This window comes from Enterococcus sp. DIV2449a, assembly GCF_051711225.1.
GTDB classification, from domain to species: Bacteria; Bacillota; Bacilli; order Lactobacillales; family Enterococcaceae; genus Enterococcus_D; species Enterococcus_D casseliflavus.
This window is the reverse complement of record NZ_JBIOME010000001.1, coordinates 818,690-843,151: the sequence shown is the minus strand read 5'-3', so window position 1 is coordinate 843,151 and position 24,462 is coordinate 818,690. Positions and strand designations below refer to the sequence as shown.

At 40.8% G+C, this 24,462-nt stretch carries 20 protein-coding genes; 7 read left to right on the top strand and 13 right to left on the bottom strand.

Going from position 1 to position 24,462, the window contains the following annotated elements:
* Window position 1 precedes the first annotated feature (1 nt).
* Window positions 2–1,444: a glycoside hydrolase family 1 protein gene (locus IGI76_RS04105; RefSeq protein WP_194193195.1), complete on the bottom strand. Its 1,443-nt coding sequence runs from the start codon at window positions 1,442–1,444 to the stop codon at window positions 2–4.
* Window positions 1,441–3,312, bottom strand: coding sequence for a beta-glucoside-specific PTS transporter subunit IIABC (locus IGI76_RS04100; RefSeq protein WP_005225328.1), 1,872 nt, complete (start codon window positions 3,310–3,312; stop codon window positions 1,441–1,443). The genes IGI76_RS04105 and IGI76_RS04100 overlap by 4 nt, the downstream gene beginning before the upstream one ends.
* A gap of 107 nt (window positions 3,313–3,419) precedes the next feature.
* Between IGI76_RS04100 and IGI76_RS04095 the strand changes: the two genes are divergently transcribed.
* Window positions 3,420–4,229 carry a MurR/RpiR family transcriptional regulator gene (locus tag IGI76_RS04095; protein WP_015509153.1) on the top strand — a complete coding sequence of 270 codons (810 nt, stop codon included), beginning with the start codon at window positions 3,420–3,422 and terminating at the stop codon, window positions 4,227–4,229.
* Window positions 4,230–4,474: 245 nt separating this feature from the next.
* Window positions 4,475–5,059, top strand: coding sequence for a polymer-forming cytoskeletal protein (locus IGI76_RS04090; RefSeq protein WP_010747631.1), 585 nt, complete (start codon window positions 4,475–4,477; stop codon window positions 5,057–5,059).
* 195 nt (window positions 5,060–5,254) lie between these two features.
* Here IGI76_RS04090 and IGI76_RS04085 read toward each other — a convergent pair whose 3' ends face one another.
* The 4 genes from IGI76_RS04085 to IGI76_RS04070 all read right to left on the bottom strand — a co-directional run bounded on the left by IGI76_RS04085 (window position 5,255) and on the right by IGI76_RS04070 (window position 9,823).
* Window positions 5,255–6,919: a peptide ABC transporter substrate-binding protein gene (locus IGI76_RS04085; RefSeq protein ID WP_010747630.1), complete on the bottom strand. Its 1,665-nt coding sequence runs from the start codon at window positions 6,917–6,919 to the stop codon at window positions 5,255–5,257.
* Window positions 6,920–7,147: 228 nt separating this feature from the next.
* Window positions 7,148–8,095 carry a hypothetical protein gene (locus tag IGI76_RS04080; RefSeq protein WP_060792887.1) on the bottom strand — a complete coding sequence of 316 codons (948 nt, stop codon included), beginning with the start codon at window positions 8,093–8,095 and terminating at the stop codon, window positions 7,148–7,150.
* Window positions 8,096–8,203: 108 nt separating this feature from the next.
* Window positions 8,204–9,043, bottom strand: coding sequence for a Cof-type HAD-IIB family hydrolase (locus tag IGI76_RS04075; RefSeq protein ID WP_194193196.1), 840 nt, complete (start codon window positions 9,041–9,043; stop codon window positions 8,204–8,206).
* 156 nt (window positions 9,044–9,199) lie between these two features.
* On the bottom strand, window positions 9,200–9,823 hold the full coding sequence (locus IGI76_RS04070; protein ID WP_159161275.1) for a GNAT family N-acetyltransferase: 624 nt from the start codon (window positions 9,821–9,823) through the stop codon (window positions 9,200–9,202).
* A 73-nt stretch (window positions 9,824–9,896) separates the two neighbouring features.
* Between IGI76_RS04070 and IGI76_RS04065 the strand changes: the two genes are divergently transcribed.
* Window positions 9,897–10,685 (top strand): MerR family transcriptional regulator, encoded by a 789-nt coding sequence (locus IGI76_RS04065; RefSeq protein ID WP_194193197.1) that lies wholly within the window; start codon window positions 9,897–9,899, stop codon window positions 10,683–10,685.
* 86 nt (window positions 10,686–10,771) lie between these two features.
* Here the strand turns inward: IGI76_RS04065 and IGI76_RS04060 are convergent, their stop codons facing one another.
* Together IGI76_RS04060 and IGI76_RS04055 are read right to left on the bottom strand one after the other, a co-directional pair.
* On the bottom strand, window positions 10,772–12,544 hold the full coding sequence (locus tag IGI76_RS04060; protein WP_194193198.1) for an oleate hydratase: 1,773 nt from the start codon (window positions 12,542–12,544) through the stop codon (window positions 10,772–10,774).
* 244 nt (window positions 12,545–12,788) lie between these two features.
* A complete protein-coding gene (locus IGI76_RS04055) occupies window positions 12,789–14,429 on the bottom strand; it encodes an SH3 domain-containing protein (protein ID WP_194193199.1) in 1,641 nt (546 codons plus the stop codon).
* 612 nt (window positions 14,430–15,041) lie between these two features.
* Between IGI76_RS04055 and IGI76_RS04050 the strand changes: the two genes are divergently transcribed.
* Entirely contained in the window at window positions 15,042–15,182 is a 141-nt protein-coding gene (locus IGI76_RS04050) for a hypothetical protein (protein ID WP_005237363.1), read from the top strand.
* A gap of 214 nt (window positions 15,183–15,396) precedes the next feature.
* Here the strand turns inward: IGI76_RS04050 and IGI76_RS04045 are convergent, their stop codons facing one another.
* The 4 genes from IGI76_RS04045 to IGI76_RS04030 are packed head-to-tail and all read right to left on the bottom strand — an operon-like array spanning window position 15,397 to window position 18,845.
* Window positions 15,397–16,842, bottom strand: a complete 1,446-nt coding sequence (locus IGI76_RS04045) for a glycoside hydrolase family 1 protein (RefSeq protein WP_270267222.1) — start codon at window positions 16,840–16,842, stop codon at window positions 15,397–15,399.
* A 13-nt stretch (window positions 16,843–16,855) separates the two neighbouring features.
* Complete coding sequence (locus IGI76_RS04040) at window positions 16,856–18,172, bottom strand: PTS sugar transporter subunit IIC (protein WP_438781113.1); 1,317 nt, start codon at window positions 18,170–18,172, stop codon at window positions 16,856–16,858.
* Between the two features lie 32 nt (window positions 18,173–18,204).
* On the bottom strand, window positions 18,205–18,513 hold the full coding sequence (locus IGI76_RS04035; RefSeq protein WP_005225316.1) for a PTS sugar transporter subunit IIB: 309 nt from the start codon (window positions 18,511–18,513) through the stop codon (window positions 18,205–18,207).
* Between the two features lie 20 nt (window positions 18,514–18,533).
* Window positions 18,534–18,845 carry a PTS lactose/cellobiose transporter subunit IIA gene (locus tag IGI76_RS04030; protein WP_005225315.1) on the bottom strand — a complete coding sequence of 104 codons (312 nt, stop codon included), beginning with the start codon at window positions 18,843–18,845 and terminating at the stop codon, window positions 18,534–18,536.
* A gap of 305 nt (window positions 18,846–19,150) precedes the next feature.
* Between IGI76_RS04030 and IGI76_RS04025 the strand changes: the two genes are divergently transcribed.
* Window positions 19,151–19,570 (top strand): DUF3284 domain-containing protein, encoded by a 420-nt coding sequence (locus tag IGI76_RS04025; RefSeq protein WP_005225314.1) that lies wholly within the window; start codon window positions 19,151–19,153, stop codon window positions 19,568–19,570.
* A gap of 71 nt (window positions 19,571–19,641) precedes the next feature.
* On the top strand, window positions 19,642–22,263 hold the full coding sequence (locus IGI76_RS04020; protein ID WP_194193945.1) for a PRD domain-containing protein: 2,622 nt from the start codon (window positions 19,642–19,644) through the stop codon (window positions 22,261–22,263).
* A 151-nt stretch (window positions 22,264–22,414) separates the two neighbouring features.
* Here IGI76_RS04020 and IGI76_RS04015 read toward each other — a convergent pair whose 3' ends face one another.
* The gene (locus IGI76_RS04015; RefSeq protein WP_194193944.1) at window positions 22,415–23,296 is read right to left on the bottom strand and encodes a DMT family transporter; all 882 of its coding nucleotides are present in this window, start codon (window positions 23,294–23,296) and stop codon (window positions 22,415–22,417) included.
* A 114-nt stretch (window positions 23,297–23,410) separates the two neighbouring features.
* On the opposite strand from IGI76_RS04015, the gene IGI76_RS04010 reads away from it, so the two are divergent.
* On the top strand, window positions 23,411–24,250 hold the full coding sequence (locus tag IGI76_RS04010; protein ID WP_270267212.1) for an AraC family transcriptional regulator: 840 nt from the start codon (window positions 23,411–23,413) through the stop codon (window positions 24,248–24,250).
* Window positions 24,251–24,462: the final 212 nt, after the last annotated feature.

Sequence of the window (24,462 nt, the reverse complement as noted above, 5' to 3'; positions counted from 1 at the left end):
TTTACTTGCCGCCTTTCAAAAATGATTCGTACGCCAACGCTTCCCCATTCGTGGCGATCACTTGCTGATAATACGCAAAACTAGCTTTTTTCTTGCGGGAAAGATCTCCGCTACCATCATTTTGCTTATCAACATAGATAAAGCCGTATCGTTTTTCCATCTCTCCTGTCCCCGCAGAAACGATATCGATCGGTCCCCACCATGTATAGCCTAGAATCGCTGCGCCATCTTTGATCGATTCCGCCATTGCTTCTACATGGTCTTTCAAATAGGCCATCCGTTCTTCATCGACGATCGATCCATCTTCATTGACAACATCCTTTAAACCAATTCCATTTTCAACGATAAATAATGGTTTTTGATAGCGATCAGTCAATTCGCTGCAAACATAGCGTAATGCCAGCGGATCGATCGGCCATCCCCAAGCAGTTTCTTTTAGGTAAGGATTCTTTTTCCCTAGTAATCCGCCAGTATTGCCTAAAATTTTCATGCCTGCTTCATGCAATGAGCTGCGGTAAAAACTAAAGCCTAAATAATCGCAGGTCCCCGCTTTAATGATCGCTAGATCTTCATCTGTAATGTCCAGCAACAGATGATTATCCTTCACGATGCGGTCGAAGTATTCCGGATATGCTCCTCGCAATTGCACATCACTATAGAACAAGGAACGACGGCGCAGTTGATACGATTCAAAAACATCTTGCGGGTTGCACGTTGCAGGGTAAATCGGACTCAGTGACAGCATACAGCCAATCTGATTGTTTTCATCTACTGCCTTCCCATTCAGAACTGCTTTGGCACTTGCAACAAACATATTATGACTTGCTTGATAAAGTGCCTGTAATTTTTCTTCTTCAGTCTCGAAAGAAAACACATCGATACCTGCTGCGAGTAACGGGATCGTATGGGTATGGTTGATTTCATTGAAAGTCATCCAATATTTCACTTTCCCTTTGTAGCGTGCAAAAACCACTTTTGTATACCGATCAAAAAAATCGATCAGTGCACGATTTTGCCAACCACCATATTTCGTCACCAAATGCAGTGGCGTCTCAAAATGAGCTAATGTAACAACTGGTTGGATCCCTTTTTCATTCAAGGCATCAAATAAATCATCATAAAATTGTAAACCTGCTTCATTGGGTTCCGTCTCATCCCCATTCGGAAAAATGCGACTCCAAGCAATTGAGGTACGCAAACACTTCAAGCCCATTTCCGCAAACAGTTCAATGTCTTCTGGGTACCGATGATAAAAGTCGATGGCTTCATGGCTCGGATAAAAGTTATCCTCTTCAAGCTGCAGTGAAACTTGCTCAATACGTTTTTCACCAACTGGTAAAATATCTGCTACACTTAATCCTTTTCCTCCTTCCAAATAAGCTCCTTCGGCTTGATTTGCGGCGATCGCGCCGCCCCATAGGAAATTTTTTGGAAATACACTCATGAAATCGCTCCTTTTAATAAATCATTTGCTACCAAAGCGGTAACGTCTTTTTTCGCTTGATCCACAACTGTCAATGCATCTTCTTTGATCACACTGGTAAAGACCAACATGGTTGTCGGATCATATCCTTTTTCGATAATTTTTGCTAAGTCAAAGGTGCCAATTTTTTGCCCCTTCACGACTTGATCCCCTTGTTTCACCGAAATCTCAAACACGCCTTTTGCTAAATCAACCGTGTCTAAGCCGATATGAACCAACACTTCCGTCCCAGCAGCTGATTGGATCCCAAAAGCATGTCCAGTTGGAAAAACTGTCACAACCGTACCAGTAAGTGGCGCATAAATATCGCCGGCTGATGGATAAACGGCTAATCCATCCCCCATTGCTCGAGAAGAAAATACTTCATCTTTGACATCATCAAGCGTGATCGCTTCACCAGCAACTGGTGTCATCACTTGCAGCCCTGCACCTTCTTCTAAAACAGGTTCTACCGTTTCTTCAAATCCTAATACATAGGTCAAAATAGCAGTACCGAAGAACGCAAAGGCAATGCCGATCAAATAGTACACAAAGGTGTCCCCAAAGAAAGCTGGCAATGTCGTCAATGCTGGGAAAACATAGACGATGGCCTTGGTTTGCATCATTCCCATAAACGCACCAGCAAGGGCACCAACGATGGTTTGAGCAATCAACGGCTTTTTAAATTTTACCGAAAGTCCATAGACGATTGGCTCTGTAATTCCTCCAAGCAATGCTGGAAGCAAAGAAGATAGCGCCAGGCCTTTGGTTTCTTTTCTGCGAGAGCGTAAAAACACACCTAAAGCAACCCCAGCACTCGCAAATGTTGCTGCTGCGATCATCGGGCGCAGCGTATCATAGCCATATACAGCTAGGTTATTGACCATAATCGGTACAACACCCCAATGGATCCCGATCATTACTAAGAATGTCCAACCGCCACCGATCAACAAGCCAGCCAACAGCCCGCTCTTGTCGCTGATAAAGTTCATGGCATTGCCTAAACCGTCCCCAAGCATTACACCGACCGGTCCAATGATCAAAACGGTCAAAGGCACCATGATCAAAAGAGCTACTAGTGATAGAGCAAAAATCTCGATACTCTTAGGAATGATCCGTTTGAGTAGTCGTTCCAAGTGCGAGTAGATATAGATCGAAACGATCGCTGGAATCACGGTACCCGAATACCCCATCAACACAGCTGGGATGCCAAAGAAATCGACCGTCACACCGTTTTCCGTCACCATTGCTGTAAAATTCGGCTCCAGCAACGCCCCAACGATTGCTAAAGCAATAAACATATTGACTTTGAAAATCCGCGCTGCACTGATCGCTAAAAATAAAGGCAAGAAATAAAAGACACTATTGCCAGCAGCAGCTAATATTTTATAGGTGCTTCCTTCCGCATCCATCAAATGATAGGTTGTAAAAACAACTAGCAAAGCTTTCAACATCCCTGCCCCTGCAAGAGCAACAATGATTGGATTAAAGATCGCAGACAATACATTGAAGAATCGGATAAATACATTGCCTTGTTTTTCTGTTGATTCTTCGGCATCCCCATCACTTTCCAAAGCATTTTGGATCGAATACTTACTCATGATCGTTTGAAAAACATCCGCTACATGATTACCGATCACGACTTGAAACTGGCCATTTCCTTCAATGACAGACAATACCCCATCAAGCTGCTGAATCTTATCCTTATTTTTTCGTGCCAACTCGACATCTTTCAACTTAAAACGCAATCTAGTGATGCAATGATACAGGCTAACGATATTTTGTTCCCCACCGACCTGTGCTATAATTTCACTAGCAAGTTTTGAATAATCTTTTGCCAAATGACTCACTCCCGTGTTTGATTTATAAAGCGCTTTATGGCGTTACTATAGCAGATTTTTTTCTCTCACCTGCGAAAGTTCGCAATTTGGAAACTGCTTACAAGAAAGGAAAGAAAATGGGCCTCTTAATCATTCGTTTATTGAATCTTTTAAATAATGCACCCACTGATTCCACCAACTACTATATCGGTTTGACCATGATCAACCATTATGATCAGATCCAAACTCTAAGCATTGGTGAATTCGCTGCTCTTTGCCATGTGTCAAAGTCAACCGTTTCAAAATTCGCTCGCACCTTGGGCTTTGATGATTATGGCGATCTAAAAGACAACGCTGCCTTTATCGAAAACCGCTTCAACAATCCCCTGAATTATCGTTCGAATATTTTGTCTGCCTTAGAGCAAGAGGGCGTAGACTCCTATTTTGACGCAGTTGTACAAGACATCGATTATCTGCGTCATCATCTTGATCTGCCAGCCATCGAACGGGTCGCAAAAGCCATTGTGACGCATAAAAATGTCTTTGCTTTTGGAATTTTATTCTCAGAATCGGCTGCTATTGATTTCCAGATCAAACTAGCATACAACGGCAAGTTCATTCGGACCTTCCAAGACGATCTCGTACAGGAAGAAATCATCAAGACCGCTGATGAAGAATCGCTGTTTATCATTTTTACCAACTCCGGTGACTACCTAACGAAACAGCAAATTCGAAATGGAACACCACGGAAAGATTTCTTCGATCGAACCAAAGCCAAAGTCATCGTGATCACCGCTAATCCACAGATCTCGGAACTGCCCTTTGTCCAAGAAGCAATCATCTTCCCTCACCAAACCCATTTTCAAACCCATGCTTTTATGTATCAGTTCATCATGGATTTGATCGTATCGAAGTTCAAGCAGTTGACGGATCGAAAGCGCATGTAGTAATGACCCTCCATTATAGAAGAAGGGCATTTCTTCCATAATGGAGGGTTCTTTGTGAATAAGATGTCTCATTCATTCGTAAGCGTCACTCATTTATTCCTAGTTTCTTTGAAATTTTTTTAATCCTAGGCTGCTATTTATTAAATTTCTCCTCATTTATGTTTTTTGTTTCACAAACTTCACCTCGGTATGGTATAATCATTTTGTTTTTAAGAAAACTATGGGAATACAAAGGAGAAGGAAACATGAAAAAAACTAAAATCACTTTAATCGCTGCATCATTGCTTATGGGAGGCACTCTTTTAGCTGCATGTAGTTCAGATAACGATACAGCTGCAAGCTCATCATCATCAACAGCAGCTTCAACTGCTGCATCAACTGAATCATCAGATGACGTTGTTTCAACTGCTTCTATCAGTGACCAAACTTCAGTGATCGAAAAAGCATTGAGCGCAGATGGTAACTGGATCGTTGCTGTAACTGGCGACATGACATTTGATAACGATGTAACCGTTGATGGCGAATTCCACGACAAAGGTGACGACTCTGCTGATATCTACCGTAAATTTGCATTGTACTCACAAGATGAAGACCGCAACGTAACAGCTGAATACACAGTAACTGTTCCTAAATTAATCGTTAACTCAGAAAACTTCAACATCGTTCACGGTGTAATCAAAGGTGACGTTGAAGTGAATGCTAACGGCTTTGTATTGAACGGTGCAAAAGTTGAAGGTAACGTAACATTCACTTCAAAAGAATTCCAAGATTCAGCAACACTTGACGAAGATGGCGCTTCTGTAACAGGTGACGTAACAGTTAGCGAATAATCTTTCACTGGATTTCTGTGAAATAGATGAACAAAAAACGAGGTTGGCAAGTCGATCGTTGATCCCTTGCCAACTTTTTTTGTTTTTTTATAAACAATTGCATCCGCTCTCATTACTAACATTGTGTAAGTAAGAACAAAGCCCAAGAAAAAAAAACTGGCTTGCTTACGCAAAACCAGTTTCTTCTTTAGGCGCTTATTCTTCAATAACTGCCCACTTGTAGTCATATTGCGCACCAGCACCGTGTGATACGACCCCTTTTACTTTTGGTGCACGTAAATGAGCTTCAACGTTTTGGTACACAGGGATGACCCCTTGTTGATCCATAATGATTTTCTCTGCATCTAACAAATCTTGCCAGCGAGCATCTGGATTGCCAGCGTTTGTCGTGGCAGACGATTTCACTGCTGCATCGTACGCCTCACTTGTCCAACGACCGCGGTTGTAGGAATTGTCGGTAACAAACAAATCAGTAAAGCTGCTAGCATCCGCATAGTCAGCTCCCCAACCACCCATGACGACATCAAAGTCACCTGAGTTTGAACGATCTAAACGAACGGAGAAAGGAACAGGACTTAGGCTAACTTTCACCCCATCCAGCGTGTCTTGAATCGCACTTTGAATATACTCAATGGCCTTTTTGGTTGAATCTGTATCAGAAGCCAAAATTTCAAAGCTCAAGGAATCGATTCCTAACGCCTCTTTGGCTTTTTCCCAATGTTCTTTGGCCTTTTCTTGATCGTATTCAATGACACTTTCCGCTTCATCGACAAAATCAGTATTATCAGTTGGGTTAAAGGTCATTCCTTTTGGTATCAATCCTGTGGAAGCCAATGAACCGTCCCCTAAAATCGATGTCACTAATGCATCACGATCGATGGCATAAGAGATTGCTTTACGCAGATCCTCATTGCGGAATGGCGAATCTTCTTCGCGCTGATTCAACTCGATATAGGAAGTACGGGCTAATGGTTCTGACACAAACGCTTCATCATTGGCCATTTGCTGTGCCAATTCTCCTGTTAAGATGACGTCGTCTGCTTGCCCATCTTGGAATAGATTCAAGGAGGTCGATGATTCTTTTACGACACTAACATTGATGGTATCAAGTTTCACCGTCTCTTTGTCCCAATATTGGTCGTTCTTTTCATATGACCATTCTGTATCGGTTCCTGGCCCATCAAAGCCAGCCAACACAAAGGGTCCATTGTAAACAGCATTGTCGCTCGTTGAAGCATATTGATCACCGTTGTCTTCTACGACTGCTTGGCTTTGTGGGAAGAAGGATGGAAATGCCAATAAGTATTGGAAGTATGGCGTAGGTGTCGTCAGCGTGATTTCTAATTCATAGTCACTGACTGCTTTGATCCCTAATTCTGAGGCATCTTTTTCACCTGCTGTTATCGCTTCGGCATTGGTTACGGGCGCAAATAAGTACGCATACTCAGAACCTGTTTCCGCACTTACGGTGCGTTGCCAACCAAACACATAATCCGCTGCCGTTACTGGTTCTCCATTTGACCATTTGGCATCTTCTCGTAGTTTCAATTTATAGGTCAGACCATCTTCACTGACTTCCGCTAATTCGGCGGCACCTGCTGGTTCGGGCTTACTATCAGCATCTAAGCGGTACAACCCTTCATACACATTATTTAAAGCACTGAAACTGATCGTATCGGTGGCTAAGGATAGATCGGCACTCGGCATTTCTTGTTGAACCACAACATTAAAAATTTGTTCGGCAGCTGCTGTCCCACTACCACTTGAACTTTCACCTGTACTTGATGTCCCTCCTGTTGAGCAACCTGCTAATACGATTCCACAAACAGCGACGACACCATATCCCCATTTTTTCTTCATCTTACCTACCCCTTATGAAAATCCAAAATTTTCAGAATTATTACAAAACTCTGAATGTAAATAAGATTTTAATAAATATTAATTATAAAAGCAAGCTATTTTTCTCATTTTATTATTATTTATTTTTTATGTTAACACTGCATGTTATTATTTATGACACAAAAACAAAAAACACAAAGCGAAAAAGATCTCGCTTTGTGTTTTTTTATCTTTGGATAGAAACGTGGATTACTCCATTTTATAGCTTTGACGCGTCACTTTCCCCTCTCGTACCGTAGCGATAATAGTTGGCACAGCCCCAATCGCCGTAAAGAGATAGACCAGACCTAAGTTCCCGTAATATTGACTCGCTTCCAAATATCCTTCACGAATCAAATCAGGTAAAATACGGAAGGCATAGAAGACATCAACGTCCGTGTAATAATTTGCTACACTGATCGACCAGTCGATACGATTCCCGACATAGACCATGATGATCATGACGATAATACTACTAATAATACCTTTTGTGCTGAGTTTTCCACCTAATAATTCATACCCTTTGATGGCACAGATCGCCATCGCGATCCCAGACAATGCAGCAACATACCCCAGTTGTCCTAATAAAATAATTGCGCCGGCACCAATCAGTGAGCCAAGAAACGCACCCACGGTTCCAGCTAACCAATTTTCTTTTTTCTGCCCTTTTTCCCGTTCTTGCGCAAGGACTGCTTCTTGTTGTTTCTTAAAGCAAGCTTCACAGGCAATGACGGGAGCGCCGCCAATAGCATACAGCGAAACCGGCTCAGTGACCGCGCCGCAGAAGGTACAAGCATTTTGGAAGCCTTTCGTCTTCAAAAAATTCGTCAACTGGTCCAACGCAGTACGTAACTTGTCCACGGTTTTCCCTGCAGTCATCGCTCCGCGTAATGTATAGGCAACTTGATATCCTTGGATCACACAGTCGATGATCTCTTTTGACTCACTTAGAACTTCTTTGACTTCTTCTTGGTTGGGAAGTTCGCCATCTTTGCTAAGTGAAAAATGAGCCACTAGAGAATAACTATTGTTATTCTCTTGAACTAAAAAAAGTTTATAACTATGATACGTTCCATAAATCACCCCAGTGGAAGTATCAACGGAGAGCCCCAACGGCTCGGCAAATTTGGTCAATGTCTTCTCGATCTTCTTATTCATTTTTCTCCTTCTTTCCAACAAACACTTACCTTTTTAGGTATAGCTAAAAGTTTAAGGAGAGTAGAAATGAAAGTCAATCAATTTGTTCAAAAAACCTAGTTTTTTTATCTATTCTGTGACAAATCGCCGCAATGCATCAGCAACCCCATGGTCTGTATTGCTAGCCGTCACAAAATCAGCTTTTGCTTTGACCAATTCGGGCGCATTCTCCATCGCAACACCAATACCAGCTGAAGCAATCATTGGCAGGTCGTTAAAATTATCGCCGATCGCTAAGGTTTGCGCCAGCGGCACTTGAAAATAGGCCGCCAATTCATTTAGCGCCTTATCTTTTCCCACAGCTTGATGAGTGACTTCCAAATAATTCTCTTTGGATAAGTAAAAGGCGCTTTCTAAAAATCCAGCTTTCTGGCAGGCAGCATGAAGCGCTTGGATTTCTGCCGTTGTGCCGATCAAAAGAAACTTATGAACCTCAAAAGCTTCTTGTGCCAACAGTTGTTCTAATGAAGTATCTACAGGAGTCTCTTTGGTGATCGCCGCTTCTGCTCGTGCCCATTGGTCCACTCTTTCGCAATACCACTGATCACCAGAGTAGACATTGATGGAAACACCAGGAAAATCAGCTTTGATGCGCGCAACCAAAGTTTTTGCTTCTGCTTTTTTGACCTCATGACTGAAAATCGGTACCAGTGTGCCCTTTTGATCGTACCCTCCAATCAGGGCACCGTTGTAACAAGCCAAGGGCCAGTCTTCTATCCCTAATTCTTGAGCTATCGGTAGCATTCCTTTCGGGGAGCGAGCGGAAGCCAAAACAAAAGGAATCGCTTGCTGCTTCAATCGTTTGATTTCTTCAATCAAATCCAGATCGATTTGATGCTTATGATCCAAGATCGTCCCATCAATATCACTTAAAATAAACCCTATCTGCTTTTTTTCCAAATAAACCATCCTTTCCCATTCCCCATCCTTTTTACGAAAGCGGGTTGAGCCATCGCTTTCGACCAAAATAAGCGCCGTTTCCATAAAACGAAAACAGCTTCCTTGACCTTCTTTGCTTCCAGTTTACCATACTAGCCAATGAAAAAAGAGTGCATCGCTGCACTCTTAGGAAGTATAGATATAAAACTCGATTTCCTTCTTAATCGGTTTTTTGATCCAGCGTTTCACAGCAGCTGCCCGCTTCAAGCCCATATGCTCATAAAAACCGAAATTACAGGTGGTATCGGTATAAAGGAAAAACGGAGCCGTTTTGTCCTGCTGGACCATCGCTAAAAAGGAAGTAAAGAGCTGCTTGCCTACACCCAATCCTTGTGTTTTGGGACTAACGGCAAACAAACCAACTTCGGTCTGAAAAGGAGTTTGTAAGTCTTTCAACATCGCTTGATTTAACTCAGCCACCTCCTTGGCATAATGCAGCAGCGTGTTTCTCCCTTCTTTCGTAAGCAGTAAGCAGCCAGCATGCCAAATCGTTTTCCCCCAATAGCGCGCTGGATGAAGCTTCTTCCCGCTTTTACTGTCTGCTAACAAGATGCCGACAGCTTCACCATTTAAAAGAGCCACCCGCGAATAGGTCGCACGGGCAAGTTCATAACACAAAAAGACATGAGCAAAGTGCTTGGCGGTCTTCTTGTCAAATTGCTTGTCGTAGTTCCAGCTATCAATAATTACTTGCACAAGCGCAGGCAGATCTTCTCGTTTAAATGGTCGATATGTTACTTTTTTATTCATTCTATCTTCCTCCCAGTAGTTGACTATCCTTAGTATAAAGTTTACAGTAACTGTAAAGTCAAGGAGGAGTTTCATGAAAACCAAATTAAAAGTATCGGAAATGGCACGCTTCGCGCGGATCAATCCTCGGACACTCCACTATTATGACGAGATTGGGCTATTTCAACCAAACAGCAAAGACGAGAACGGGTATCGGTATTATTCCCTTGATCAACTTTTGGATCTCGGATTGATCCTGTCATTGAAAGAATTATCGATGCCCTTAAAAGAGATCCAAACAGCGCTGCAGGGGGATGCCGAGACCATGAGAAACTTATTGGAAGCCAAGCGGCAAACCATCGATGAAAAAATTCAGCAGTTGACCAACATCAAAAAAATCATCGAACGAAAAGCTGCGGATTTGCGCCTGGCTGCAGAAAAAACTTCCCCCTTCACCTTGAAGGAACAGCCAGAGGAATATTTCTCCCTTAGTCCTAGATTAAACGGCAGCTCCATCCCAGAGATGATCACCCAAGCCTACGACCTTTTGATGGCACAGCCTTATCTTTTTTCGAATAACGAGTACGGTTTTATGATTCGGACGAACAAAGACGATACGCAAGACATCGACTACGTTTACGTGCGGCAAGAAGAGCCGCAAGGGACTTCCTTCGTGAAACCAGCAGGATGCTATTTAACCGCCATTTATCAGGGGGATGACGAAGGATTGAAGCAGTTCTATCAAAAACTCAAGCAGCTGATTGCGACGCACCACTGGCAAATCGATGACTACTTCTATGAACGATCGATCCACGAAACGACCCTTAGCAACGAGCAAGCTTATTTGACAGAGATCCAAGTTCGGATTTTATCCAAGGAATAATGATTCGTTCAAACTGCGCTAAAAAACAAATAAAAAACGCAACGACAACGAGCAGCTTCTTTCGCCTCGTTGTCGTTGCGTTTTATTTAAATCAAATGGTTTTCTTTCAACAGATCGCCAATGTAGGTATGTTCGGTTTTCTTAACGAAGCCTTCCAAGAGTTTCCGTTCGATAAACGGCAGCTCCATTTCTGTAATTTTTTTCTTATCGGTCAGATAATAGACAGCTTTGGCCAAAGTACGTAGATCATAAGCGGAAGCAAACACTTCTGGTACCCCACGTTCCACAGCTAATAGCTGATAAACAGCCTCCATTGCAGTCCGAACGGAATATTCTGTTGTAAAAACAGTGTCTCGTTCAGTCTCTGCGAAATTACCGATAAAAGCTAAGTTTTTGGAGCCATTTGGAATAACCAATGGCCGATCCCCTGGTTCACGCAGCATGAAGTAAGAAGTGATAAACGGCATGTAGACTGGAACTGCCACACTTGATTCTTTTGAAATGCGTTGGATTTCTGCTTCTGGCACGCCTAAATGGTAAAGCAGTTCTTGCACGATTTCTTGTCCAGAACATTGTTCAATTGGTTTTTTGATGTAGTTCCCTGGTGTATTTGACAACAAGCCATACACCCATGTGATCGTTTGTTGGTCTTTTTGTTCTTTAAAGTGCGGTTGGCGATGGGTCGCAAAGCTCATCATCCAATTGGAATCTTTGATGGTGATGATCCCGCCAGTGACGATTCTGCCTGTTCGTAACTTGCGATGGGTCAATTTTTCTAAATAAGGTTCCACATCAAAATTTTGCCAAGTCACGGTTGCCGAAACAAACCAGCTTTCTTCAGGTAAGTTTTCATAAAAGACTTCTGGATGACCAAACTCAGGCGATTGCGCCGCCAAGTTTTTCCATAAACGCCAGCTGCCACCAGGTGCTTTTGAGATAGGCGCTGGAGTATAATGGTCCCCTTGCGTGGAACTTTCAGTGATCGATCCGTTGGTAACAAAGACCAAGTCATCTTCTGATAAAGGAATTTCTTCGATTGCTCCCGCTTTTTCCAGCACAAGTTTTTGAGCAACTTTTTCCTCGCCCACGATCCGAACATCGATATTGCTGACGGTGCATTCATATTGGAAGTCAACTCCTTGTTCTTCCAAATAAGCAAGTAGTGGTTTGACCAATGACTCATATTGGTTGTAACGGGTAAATTTTAACGCAGTAAAATCAGGCAAGCCATCGATATGGTGCACAAAACGCAACACATAGCGGCGCATTTCAATCGCCGAATGCCATTTTTCAAAGGCGAACATCGTACACCAGTATAGCCAAAAATTAGATTCAAAGAATTCTTCGCCAAAAACATCTTCGATTTTTTTCCCGATCAATTGATCTTCTGAAGTCATAAATAATTGGGTTAATTCTTTTTGTGCTGTAGCAGACAAGGTAAATTCTCCATCATCTGCTGCTCGTTGGCCGCGATTGTGGATGATCCGACAGTTAGACGAATTTGGATCATCGTGGTCCAACCAGTAAAACTCATCTAGCACCGAAGAATCTTCCACCTCCAAAGATGGAATCGAGCGAAATAGATCCCACAGACACTCAAAATGATTTTCCATTTCTCGACCGCCGCGGGTCACAAATCCATCATGGGGAATGAATTTTCCGTCTAATGAACCGCCTGATAAAGAAAGTTCTTCAAGGACGTGGATTTTCTCACCCGCCATATGGCCGTCACGGATCAAGAAGACTGCCGCAGCAAGTCCTGCTAATCCCCCACCAACAATATAGGCTTCTTTCTTTTCGACATCTTTCGGTTTTCTGCTTCTTGCAAAAGCTTCGTAATTTCCGTTCGTATATCTCATGTAGATCCCTCCTAATATTGGTACGTTTTTATGGTATCAGTAACTATTTTTTTTGACAAAAATTTGTACTAGTAAAAACAAGTGATTTTGACAAATCGGCCTTTTTGTCAAAAAAACAGGGCAAAGGCCCACCTTTTAAAAAGATCTGCGCCCAACCCAAAAAGCGCCCCTAAGAAAACTGATGGCAGCTTTCTTAGGGGCGTTTCTAACAAAGGACAAACCCTTTGCTTTTTCAATGAAACATTTATTTCACTCGTAGAGCGAAGCTAGCAGTCGAAAAGCCTGATTGTGCTTCGGTGACTGTATAACCCGTGCTTGGCGCATGGATATAGCTTGTATTACTGGTAGCGATCGCTACGTGGTAGGTATTCCCTTTTTGACCCCAGAACAGCAAGTCGCCAGCTTGTGCTTGCGAGACAGGAATGATTGTCCCTGCGCTTTCTTGTGGGACTGTCCAATCACCGATGTTTTTGCCCGTCACTTTTAAGAAGACGTAGCGTGTAAACCCGGAACAGTCGAAGACATCTGGTCCTTTGCCTCCCCATTGATAAGGAGTGCCGATATGTTTTCTAGCTTCTGCAACGATCGCTGCTCCGTTCACGCTCATCGGAACATTGGTATTGCCTGCGTTGTTATTGTTGCCAGGAGTCGTTGCACTGACTTCCTTCACATACGCTGCAGATACCCAGCCACCCGTTGATAACTTATACCAAGTGGCATTGCCATTGACTGACGTTCCTTGTTTTTGAGCGACTGCTTTGAAGGTCGCATTGCTGCCCAAACTGCTGACTACACTTGCAGAAGTCGATGCATTTGAGCGGACATTCATACCAGTGGTTGTTTGGAACGTTTTATTGATGGCTTGCTCACTCGCATTGCTTGAGCCGTTTGATGAACCAGTGTTGCTTGAACCTGTGTTTGAATTATTGTTATTACTTGTATTTCCAGAACTAGACGTGACGTCACGTACATATGCCGCTGTGATCCAGCCACCAGTCGATACTTTGTACCAAACATTGGTGCCGCCAACGGATGTGCCATTTTTCTGGGCAACGACCTTCAGCGTCGTGCTGTTGCTTAGGCTGCCAACGACACTACCACTTGTTGAGGCACTCGAACGGACATTCAATGCAGCTGTTGTTTTCACGTTCTTGTTGATAGCCGTTTCTGCAGAAACACTTGTATTGCCGCCAGAAGAACTATTTCCTGTCGAACTGCTGGAAACATCTTTGACATAGGCCGCCGTGATCCAACCGCCTGTGGACAATTTGTACCAAGTGGTCGTGCCATTCACCGACGTTCCACTCTTTTGTGCAACGACTTTCACCGTCGCATTGCTGCTTAGTCCACGTACGACACTAGAACTAGTCGTTGCATTTGAACGGACGTTCAATGCAGTGGTCGTTTTCACTGATTTCGAAATTGCTTTTTCCGATGAAGACGACGAATTGGACGAGCCTGTATTGGCAGAAGAAGAGCCTGAAGTGCTTTTCACATAAGCCCCTGAGATCCAGCCGCCTGTTGATAGCTTATACCATGTTGTATTGCCATTCACTGAGGTACCGTTCTTTTGAGCCACCGCAGTGATTGTTGTATTTGCTCCTACACCACTTACGATAGAGGCACTTGTTGAAGCATTTGAACGAACATTCAGTGAAGCTGTTGTTTTAAATTGTCGATTGATCGCCGTTTCAGCTGACGATCTGGCAAGAGTAGCAGTTGTGTTGGTTGATGACGAAGCGTTTGTCGTTTCGGTCGCATGAGCAAGAGACGTAAAGACACCTGAAGTCGATGCTAACGCTGCTGTGATACCCAATCCTTTTTGTACGAAAAGGGACCGTTTTTGTTTCACTAAACGCTTACGTTTGATTTTCCGAGATTCCAATAAAACACCCCCTGTACCCCATTTTAACAAAAATTAATATTTTTTGATATTGTTTTCGTTTTGTATTTTTTTACTTTACGTTTAATAAAACGTGTCATTTATTTTCCTGCGTTATTCTTTTTGATCACTTTCTCTTTGGTGTTGCTCAATGGCACTCTATTTACAAAGATTTCTATAAACTACAGAAAAACGCTATTTCATTCAACGTTATTTTAATTCGCGAATAAAAACAGGATTTTTTTTTGCAAACAAACCCACTTTTTGAAAAACAAGACTGTTATTTGAATAACATTTCTTTCCTGATTCCCTTTTTCAAAAATCGATACTAAAACCACCCATTTATCATTCCTTTTTTACACGAGGGATTCTGTGAAAAAATTGTTTCAAAAAGAACGCTGCTTTCACCTGTGTGATCGACGCTTAGATGAAATCCTGTTACATCGCTTCCAACCGGATGCGAATTTCTTAATAGAGAAGTCCCTCATCTCTGCCAAAAGAAATATTTTCACAATGTATTTTACAAGAAAGATTATAACACCAAGGAGAAAACCAAGGATTTGCATAAGTTTGTGAAATCATGCTATACTTAAAAAAAGGAAGAGGTGACCGAGTATGAAAACAAAGACGAAAGAAAAAGTGTATGCTGAACGACAACATAACTATAAAACGAAAAAAGAAGAGATTTTCAAAAAAGCCCTAGATTCCGTACCGACCACAGACAAGAAAAAAGAAGAACAGAAAAAGAAAGCGTAGACTCCTGCGTTTTCTTTTTCTGTTGATTTATAAAAAAGACGAGACTTCACCGATTTTGGCGAATCTCGTCTTTTTTGACAATTACTATTTTTGTCTAAAAAATACTTAGTCCGATCACTTTTTTTGAACTTTGTTGGGTTCGATATAGATTGTAGGATTACCCAATGCAGAGTGGGAATCCATGAAAGCTAAGATTATTATAGCGATAAAATTTTCATGCCAGCTCTTCACCATTGGTCGCTATCACTTTTTGATACCAATAAAAAGAGTCTTTACGAATTCTTTCCAAGGTTCCTTTTCCATCATCATCAAGATCCACGTATATAAACCCATAACGCTTCGACATTTCACTTGTACTAGCACTGACTAAGTCGATGCATCCCCAAGGAGTATAGCCCATCACCTCAACTCCTTCTTGAATCGCTATACCGATTTGCTCGATATGGTCACGTAAATAATCAATTCGATACGCATCATGAATCCGTTTATCCTCTGTCACCACATCCTCAGCACCTAAACCATTCTCAACGATAAAGAGAGGGACTTGATAACGCTGATACATTTTTTTCATGGTGATTCGTAAACCTACTGGATCGATCTGCCAGCCCCAATCACTTGCTTTTAAGTAAGGATTCTTGATGGATCCAAAAAGATTCCCGCCAGTTTCTTCTTTTGATTCTCCTACAACCATTGACATATAATAACTAAAGGAAAGAAAATCCACTGTTCCTTCTCTCAAAATATCACGATCGCCTTCCTGAACGTCGATCACAATTCCATTCTCTTCAAAAAATGAATCCATATATGCTGGATATTCTCCACGTATTTGAACGTCAGTATAAAAGAAATTCATTTCATCTGCTTTTACAGAAGCCAAAACATCTTGCGGATTACATGTTTCAGGATATGCCTCCATTCGAGCCAACATACAACCGATTTTGGCATCTGGGATAATTTCATGGCATTTCTTTACAGCCAAAGCACTTGCAAGGAACTGATGATGTCCTGCTTGATATTGTGCTGCTAACATATTGTCAATTCCGTCTGCCAAAATCCCTCCACTCAGATAACCAATCATCCCAATTATATTGATTTCATTAAACGTCAACCAATATTTGACTTTATCCTTGTAACGGTTAAACAGCGTTTCTGCATAGCGAACAAAATGATCAATAGTATCCCGTGAGAGCCAGCCATTTTGAGTCAGCGCTAAGTGCAATGGGAACTCGTAATGTGAGATCGTCACCAACGGTTCGATTCCATGCTTTAGACACTCATCAAAGACTGCATCGTAAAAGGCTAAACCAGCTTCATTGGGTTCTTGGTCATTGCCATTTGGAAAGATCCTTGGCCAAGAGATTGATAAACGAAATGTTTTAAACCCCATCTCTGCCATAAGCGCGATGTCTTCTTTGTATCGATGATAAAAATCGATACCATGCCTTTTTGGATAATGTCCCTTTTTATCCTTCATAGCAAATTCGACTTGGTCTCTAGTCATAGGTTCCCCTAACAGCATTTTTGTCCGTGCCTCTTTTCCAATGTAAAGGGCAGTATCCGCAGTTGACCATCCTTTTCCATCCTCAAGAAATGCTCCTTCTAATTGATTCGCAGCAGTTGCGCCACCCCATAAAAAATTATCTGGAAATCGTTTATTCATTCTGTTCGCTCCTTTATTCTTGTTCTGCTACTACACCAAATTGTTCCTCTTGTTCCGCTAACGCTTCTTTGGCGATCAATTGTTTTTCATATGCTTTGAAAAATGGATAATAAATTAAGCCTGCAGGAATCAACATTAGATAATCCCAGATAGCATTTTGCCATTTGAGCGTACTGAGATAACTTGCCATCCCCATTGGCAGCAAAGCAGAAATGGAAATCCAACCAGGTGTTAGAAAACCGATTCGATAGCCAATTAATGTCAGTAACATCACCACAGGAATATTTAGCACATATGGAATACAAATGATTGGATTGTACATAATCGGCATACCAAAAGTCAGCGGTTCATTGATGTTAAACCATCCTGGCACAGCTGCGATTTTTGATATCGCGCTGATTTGTTTCGATTTTGATTTTAAACCCATTAAAGCTAGTGGTAACGTGTTCCCTGTTCCTCCGGCAATTGCCATCCCACCAAACAAAGCCACGGGATAAAAAACGAGTGGCTCGCCTGCAGCAGCAGCAGCGCCATTTGCGGTTGCGGCTTGGATTCCAAGAGGCATAATAATCGGCACTAAGATCATCGTGCCATGAATCCCAAAACACCATAATAACGCTGCAAATACACACATGATAAACATCCCAACGGTGGAAGACAATGCAGACAATGGAATGCCTAAAAGCGCCATAAAACCAGAGGCAATCGTGTAATTGCCGTTGGTAAAGATATCTACCGCAGCACTGCACGCTAAGAAAAAGCAGGCGCTAATTGCTAACGGTACGATCGAGGCAAAGCCATCTTGTAAAAATGGCGGTACTACGTCTGGCATTTTGATGCGAATATTATGATCCGCACAATATTTTTCAATTTGAACAGAAAGGAAGACAACAACAAATCCGATAAACATACCAGTCGATCCTAAGTAAGTCATATCGATACTAGTAACTCCTGCTTCACTGATCATTGACGTGCCAGCAACCAAGAAAAAACAAATCAATGCATCAACTGCATTCATGATGGGCGACTTCATTTTTAAGTTTTTGGCATAATTAAAAGAAAATAGAATGACGACCCATACAGATAAAAGGTCCATTGTGAACTTATAAGGCAGATAAATAATTTCGTAGAGCTGACTTTCCGCAGCGATCACATGAAACATCGTAGGACCTAAAACCGAAACAGTGATTTGAGAGATTGCCCCAACCATAATGATGCCCATCAAAGACATCATACATGCTTGCAAAGCTGCTAGAAACTTATTACTCCCGAGTTTCTGTCCAAAATCTTGTAATTTTATCATCACTGGACTATCAAAAAGTTTTTCCATATTATGATCCACACTCCTTTTATTATTGTGTCTTACTTTTGACCATACAATTTCGTTGCGAGCTTCATAATATTCGAGCAATTTGCCATTGCATAATCAAAAGATGGAATGGCTTCAGTTGGCAAACCAGTATTTTCCACGATTTCTTTCAAACGATAAGAGACCTGTGGTCCCACCATCACTACATCATACTCTTGATAAACATCCTGATATTCCGATAGTCCGACGGCCTTAATGTCTAACTCCATATCATTTTCTTTCCAGTACTTACTCATTTTTTGCATCAAAATACTGGTAGACATACCTCCAGCACAAACCAATAAAATTTTCATCTTCTTCATGAATTCCCCTTCTTTCCATTTTATTTTTGATAGAATCGAATGATTTCTTTGATCAATTCATTGGCTAACATACTTGTCATAAAATGATCCTGTGAGTGTATCAATAGGACATTGATTTCTTGCTTTTCCCCCCTTGCTTCTGAAAATAATAGCTCTGTTTGTGCCTGATGGGCTTTTTTGATCGCATCATCCGATTTTCTCAATAAAAGATTACATTCTTCCAAATTGCCGTTACGCGCTTCCTCTAATGCTTGGAATGCATAGGAACGCCCATCTCCTGAGTTAGCAATCAAGTTCATGGCTGCCGACTCTGTATTGTTTATTTTTTCCATAGCGACTCTTCCTTCCCAATTTTTTTCTCACTTACAAAATCAAAACTATCATAAACACCTTTTTAATCAAGCGCTTACATTTTGCGCAAAAAATTTTTTTATACACTAAGTTTCACAAAAACAACCTTTAAAATCTGAAAAAATCAAAATAATACCTTCATTCATCCATTTCTATAACTAGTGTATAAAGAAGTAAATCAATTTCTTCCTACTGTATAATCCTATAAAATAGTTGTATAAAATTTGTAAATTTCTAGAAAATACCGTCGGTTGCACCCTCAATTAATTCCCCCTATAATACACTCATGAAAATCAAACGAACGTTACAAATAAGCGAAAACGAATTCTATGACTATCTTGAAAGTGAACTCATTCGCGAATGTCAGCTCACGAAAACAAAGATTGAGAAAGGACTGAATTACAAAAAAACTGATTCCAAAACCCAAATGGAAATTTCAGTTTTCGTGATCAACTATATTCGTGGCACACTTTATGAAGTCAAAATCTCCTCTTCCTATGAGACATATTTTCTTAAGTACACAACACAAGAAAATGAAAACGGTTTAGAGATTCAATTCGAACAGCACATCGAAAGTTTTGAAATGAAAAAACAAAACCGACTGATGCGGCTCTTTAGCGAAGGTGTCTATTTAGGAAGAATGTCTGATACTCTATTCGATATCCAAAAAAAAATCCATGAGAAGAGGAGGACTAATTTGTCCTGATGAATTGACATAGAATGGGGATAGGCGATTTCTAAGCCAATACATTGAGAATGTTTCAAAGGAGTAAAACTATGAGTAGAATGAAAGCTATCGTATTTGACTTTATCCAAAATCAAATCTACACCAATCAAGAACAAGTGAATGGTCTGACTACAAAGCAGGTTGCTGAGGCATTGAATCTACAAAGATCGAATGCCAGCACCCTTCTTAATCAACTTGTTCAAGAAAAGAAGTTAGTGAAATCCACATCGAGACCTGTTCTCTATTCTTTAGCAGAACCAATCGCTGAAAAGGATGCATTTGACGTCATCATTGGTGCCAATCAAAGTCTTAAAAATGCGATTCAATTGGCAAAAGCCGCCGTCTTATATCCAAAAAATCCATTAAATGTGCTGATTCAAGCCAAGCCAGGCTGTGGTACTAGTTACTTTGTTGATACACTAGTAGATTTTGCCAAACAGCGACAGGTGCTGACTAAAGAAGCTCCTTATATAAAAATTAATTGTCGAAATTATTCCAAAGATCCTCATTTGCTTGATGAGGATCTTTTCGGAACCAACGAGGATTATGCCAATAGCGTATTTGAGAAAGCTTGGTCTGGTATTCTTTTTCTAGAGGCATACGATTCATTAAACACGAAGCAGCAAAACAAAATTTTAGATTTTTTAAACAACAAAATCCCCCTATTTCAAGAAAAAAAGCAATCTCAGCCGAATAATGTGATGGTGATCTTATCAATCATGCCTTCAAAGGAACTTTTAATTAATCAAGCGATTCCACTGACGATCGAATTGCCTGAAATAGAGAAGCGCTCCTATAAAGAACGTTTTGACTTGATCAATCATTTCTTTTCCAGAGAAGCCGTTCATTCTAGACGTACAATCGTTGTTCCCTCAGAAGTGATCCGAGGTCTATTGTTAGCAAATTTTTCTTATCAAGTAAAAGAGCTGAAAATGGATATTACAGCTGCTTGTGCCAAAGGGTATGTTCGCGTAATCAATGAGGGTGACCAAGATATTGCTCTTTCCCTCGCTGATTTCAAACCAGAAATCAAACAGAGCTTGTTACGGGTGAAAGAAAATGCGATGGTTTTCGACGAGCTATTCGGAAATGTTGAGCATATTATTTATGATAAGAATGAGGGTTACTTAAAAGAATTTGGAAAAAATGAACGCTTATACCTTTATGAGGAGATTCGCAATCAATATCAATCACTTTCGGAGAGCGGCATCAATGAATTAACGATCACTCCCCTAATGAACAAGTATGTGCAAAATCTTTTTAATAAGTACAACTATTACAATGTCTTTGATGATCAATATAACATTACTCAATTAGCAAAAATCGTCGATGCTAAAGTCATTCAAATTGTTGATTTCTGGCTAAAAACCTGTAAAAAGGAACTCAACAGAGAATTTAAATCAAGCGTATTTTATGGGCTTTGTCTTCATATCAACTCCTTATTGACACTGGCTTCCAATCGACAAACCCTCTCGCAAGAGGAAGTCACTCAATTTATTCAACAATACCCTGAGGAATATGCGCTAAGTGTTCAGCTTTCGATTGAATTAAAAAAGCAGCTTAACTTGAATTTACCAAAAGATGAGATCATTCTGATTTTACTTTTTCTGATTAACCAAGAGCAGACTCAATTAATCGGTCATCCAGTATTGTTATATATCATGCATGGAAATCGAACAGCTTCTTCATTAGCTGAAACAACAAACATGCTGACTCAGACAAATAACATTTATAGCTACGACATGAAACTTGATAGCACACCTCGCCAGTCGATGATCGAAATTAAACAAGTCATCAAACGAATTGATCAAGGACAGGGTGTGATCGTTCTTTATGATATGGGTTCAATAAAAACGATTGTTGAAACGATCGCTGAGGAATTAAATTGTAAGCTTCGACTGATTTACTTACCTATAACTCTTATCGGCATCGAAGCAGCTCGAAAAAGTGCAATGGAAACCGATATTGATTATGTCTATCACACGGTCAGTATGAGTATGAACGACTTGTTACAAAAAGCGGAAAAAGGATATGAATTGATCATTACTTTATGCCATACCGGAGAAGGAGGCGCAGAACAACTAAAACGGTACATCGAAAGTTACTCGAAACTTGGTATGAAAGTTAAAGCACTGGCTATCTCTTCGAGAAATGAACTAATCAAAGAAGTGAGTAACTTAAAGAAAGTCTATAAAGTACATGCTTTTGTCGGGACTTATGATCCTAACATTTTCGGTATTCCCTTTATCTCAATTGGGAAAGTATTTGAGACACCAAAGGAAACACTCGATCGCTTACTTTTATTTGAGCCCGTAAAGACGCAATTCTTTGATTACACAGAAGTCTATAATTACTTAGCTGATTCGTTCAAGTATACCGACATTGGCAAATTAAAAATGGTCTTGCCAGAAGTCATTGATGAGATTTGCACCCTTTATCCTCTTTCCCTTGATCAATCCATTGGCTTATTCATGCACTTAGCTTGTCTGATCGAACGGTTATTAGAAAATCGTTCACCCAACATTGCCAAAGCAAATCTCGCTGTAATGAAAACATTTAAGCAAGATGCTTTGATTATTGCAAAGATCTTAAGAAAATTAGAAAAAAGCTTCGATGTTTTGATCAACGATTTGGAACTTTCCACTATCCTTCTCATCATCAAAAAACTTTAAACATACAATATTTAGTAGGCGAAAATAAGTTCTCCTAATATTTGGTGGGTAACCCTTTTGATATGGGTATAACAAAAAAAAACTCTCTATGATCCTTCATTGATAAAGGATCATAGAGAGATTTCATTATTCTATTACTTCATTACTTAACTCACTCCATATTTTTTTGTAAACACATGATGCTCCCTATAACTGCCATAAATCCTACTAGCTCCACCACTGTGAAGTGATCATGAAAAACAATGATCGATAAGAAAGTAGCCAGCAGTGGCTCAACTGCTGTTAAAACTGTTGCAAGTGTTGAGGATAAATAGCGTAAACTTGTTAAAAAAATCAAGTACGCTAGTGCTGTTCCAAATAAAATGACCACCAGCAAATAAAGAATTACTTGAACGTTCAGTTGACTATCGATCTGCCACATTGGATGAACCACATTCCCCAAGCCTCCACCAATCAACATCCCCCAGCCGACAATTGGTAAACTCCCATATTTTTGCAAGAGTTTACGCGGCTGTATAGAATAAAAAGCTAGTGATATCGCTGATACTAACCCCCAGCCTAGTGCAGATTGGGAAGTCGCTAATTGCTCAATCTGTCCTTTTGATGCCACAGTCGTCACACCAAGTAAGGTTACCAATAACCAGAAACATGTCTTTAAAGAGGGGAGCTGCCTTTTGGCTATCGCGGCATAGAGTAAAACAAAGAAAGGTCCTGTATATTGAATAATCGTTGCAAACGAAGCATTGCTTTGCTCAATCGTTTTAAAGTAGGTAAATTGAACGAGAAACATGCCTAAGAAAGAAAACAAGAGCAGCTGAATGAAGTCCTTTTTCTCCCGAAATGGGGAAATCAATCGGGCGCGATCCTTTAACCCAATACTTAGCAACAAACACCCTGAAAGAACCAATCGTGTTGAAACGAGCCAATTTGCTGAAATACCATATTTTGTAAATAAAATTTGTCCAGCGATGCCAGAAACTGCCCACAAAGCTGCTGCTGAACAAGCATAAACAATCCCAACTGTTTTTTTCATAAAAACACCTTTTGTCTTTCACTTTACTTTGTTAGTATTATACCGAATCAGATAGTGAACTTTTGTCAATATCCTGATTGTTTTTAACACTATTCTGTAAAAAGGTGGTGCGGTATGTACTTTGAACGCACAGAAGAAAACGAAGAAACGACCAAACATACAACTACAAATCGCTCCTTCGCAATTTATCAACGTTGCTTGCAACAAAAGCGTGGCGACCAATTGCCTCTGCATTGGCACGACGAGCTGCAAATTGTATGGGTCGAAGAAGGTAGCTTCGTGTATACGATAGACGACGAACAAATTTTGCTAAGCAAGAATGAGGCGATCATTATTAATAGCCGTGTACTCCATGGTGCTGTTTTAGCTTCAGAAAACCTCCGATATTGCTGCTTTGATTTTTCTTCAGGCTTTATTGCTGACCCTGTTTTTAAAGAAGTGATCGAACAATTAGTCCACGATCGCACCCGCAGCTATCGGCGCTTAACCTTAACCGCCCAACATCAAGCATTTGTTCAAACCGTGCGTCTGCCTCTGCTTATTGAACAACGATTTACTCTCTATGAATTGTTTTTAGCTGCCCTTTCACAGCTAATGGCTGCAAGACCTGCTTCACCAAAGAAAGAAACTATCTACTTAATGCTGGCATTTGTCCATGAGCATTATCAAGAACCATTAACGGTTCCTGCGATCGCTAAAGCTGCTGCCATCAATACACGTACTTGTACCGCCCTTTTTCGGCAATACACGACATTGACCCCAATCAACTATCTGATTGATTATCGATTGTCTCAAGCCAAAAACCTATTGATCGAAACGGATGAGCCGATCTCAACCATCTGCTACCACGTTGGCTTCAATCACTTGAGCTACTTTAGCAAAAGATTTCAGCGTAAATTTGGTTTAACGCCGCTACAGTATCGCAAAACCTATCGCGAAGATGATAGAAATTAGCTGATCGGTACCAACAGAGCCTCTCATCTAGATAAATTTTGCTATATTCTATAAGCGTTTCAGTACTTTTTTCACTTTTACGCTCATTGGTCCATAAGAATCTCTTTGAAATCCTTTTCTAAAAACCACACACCCAATATTTAGTAGGCGAAAACATGTTCCTACAACATATTGTGGATAAACCTGTTGAAACTGTGCATAACTAAAAAGCC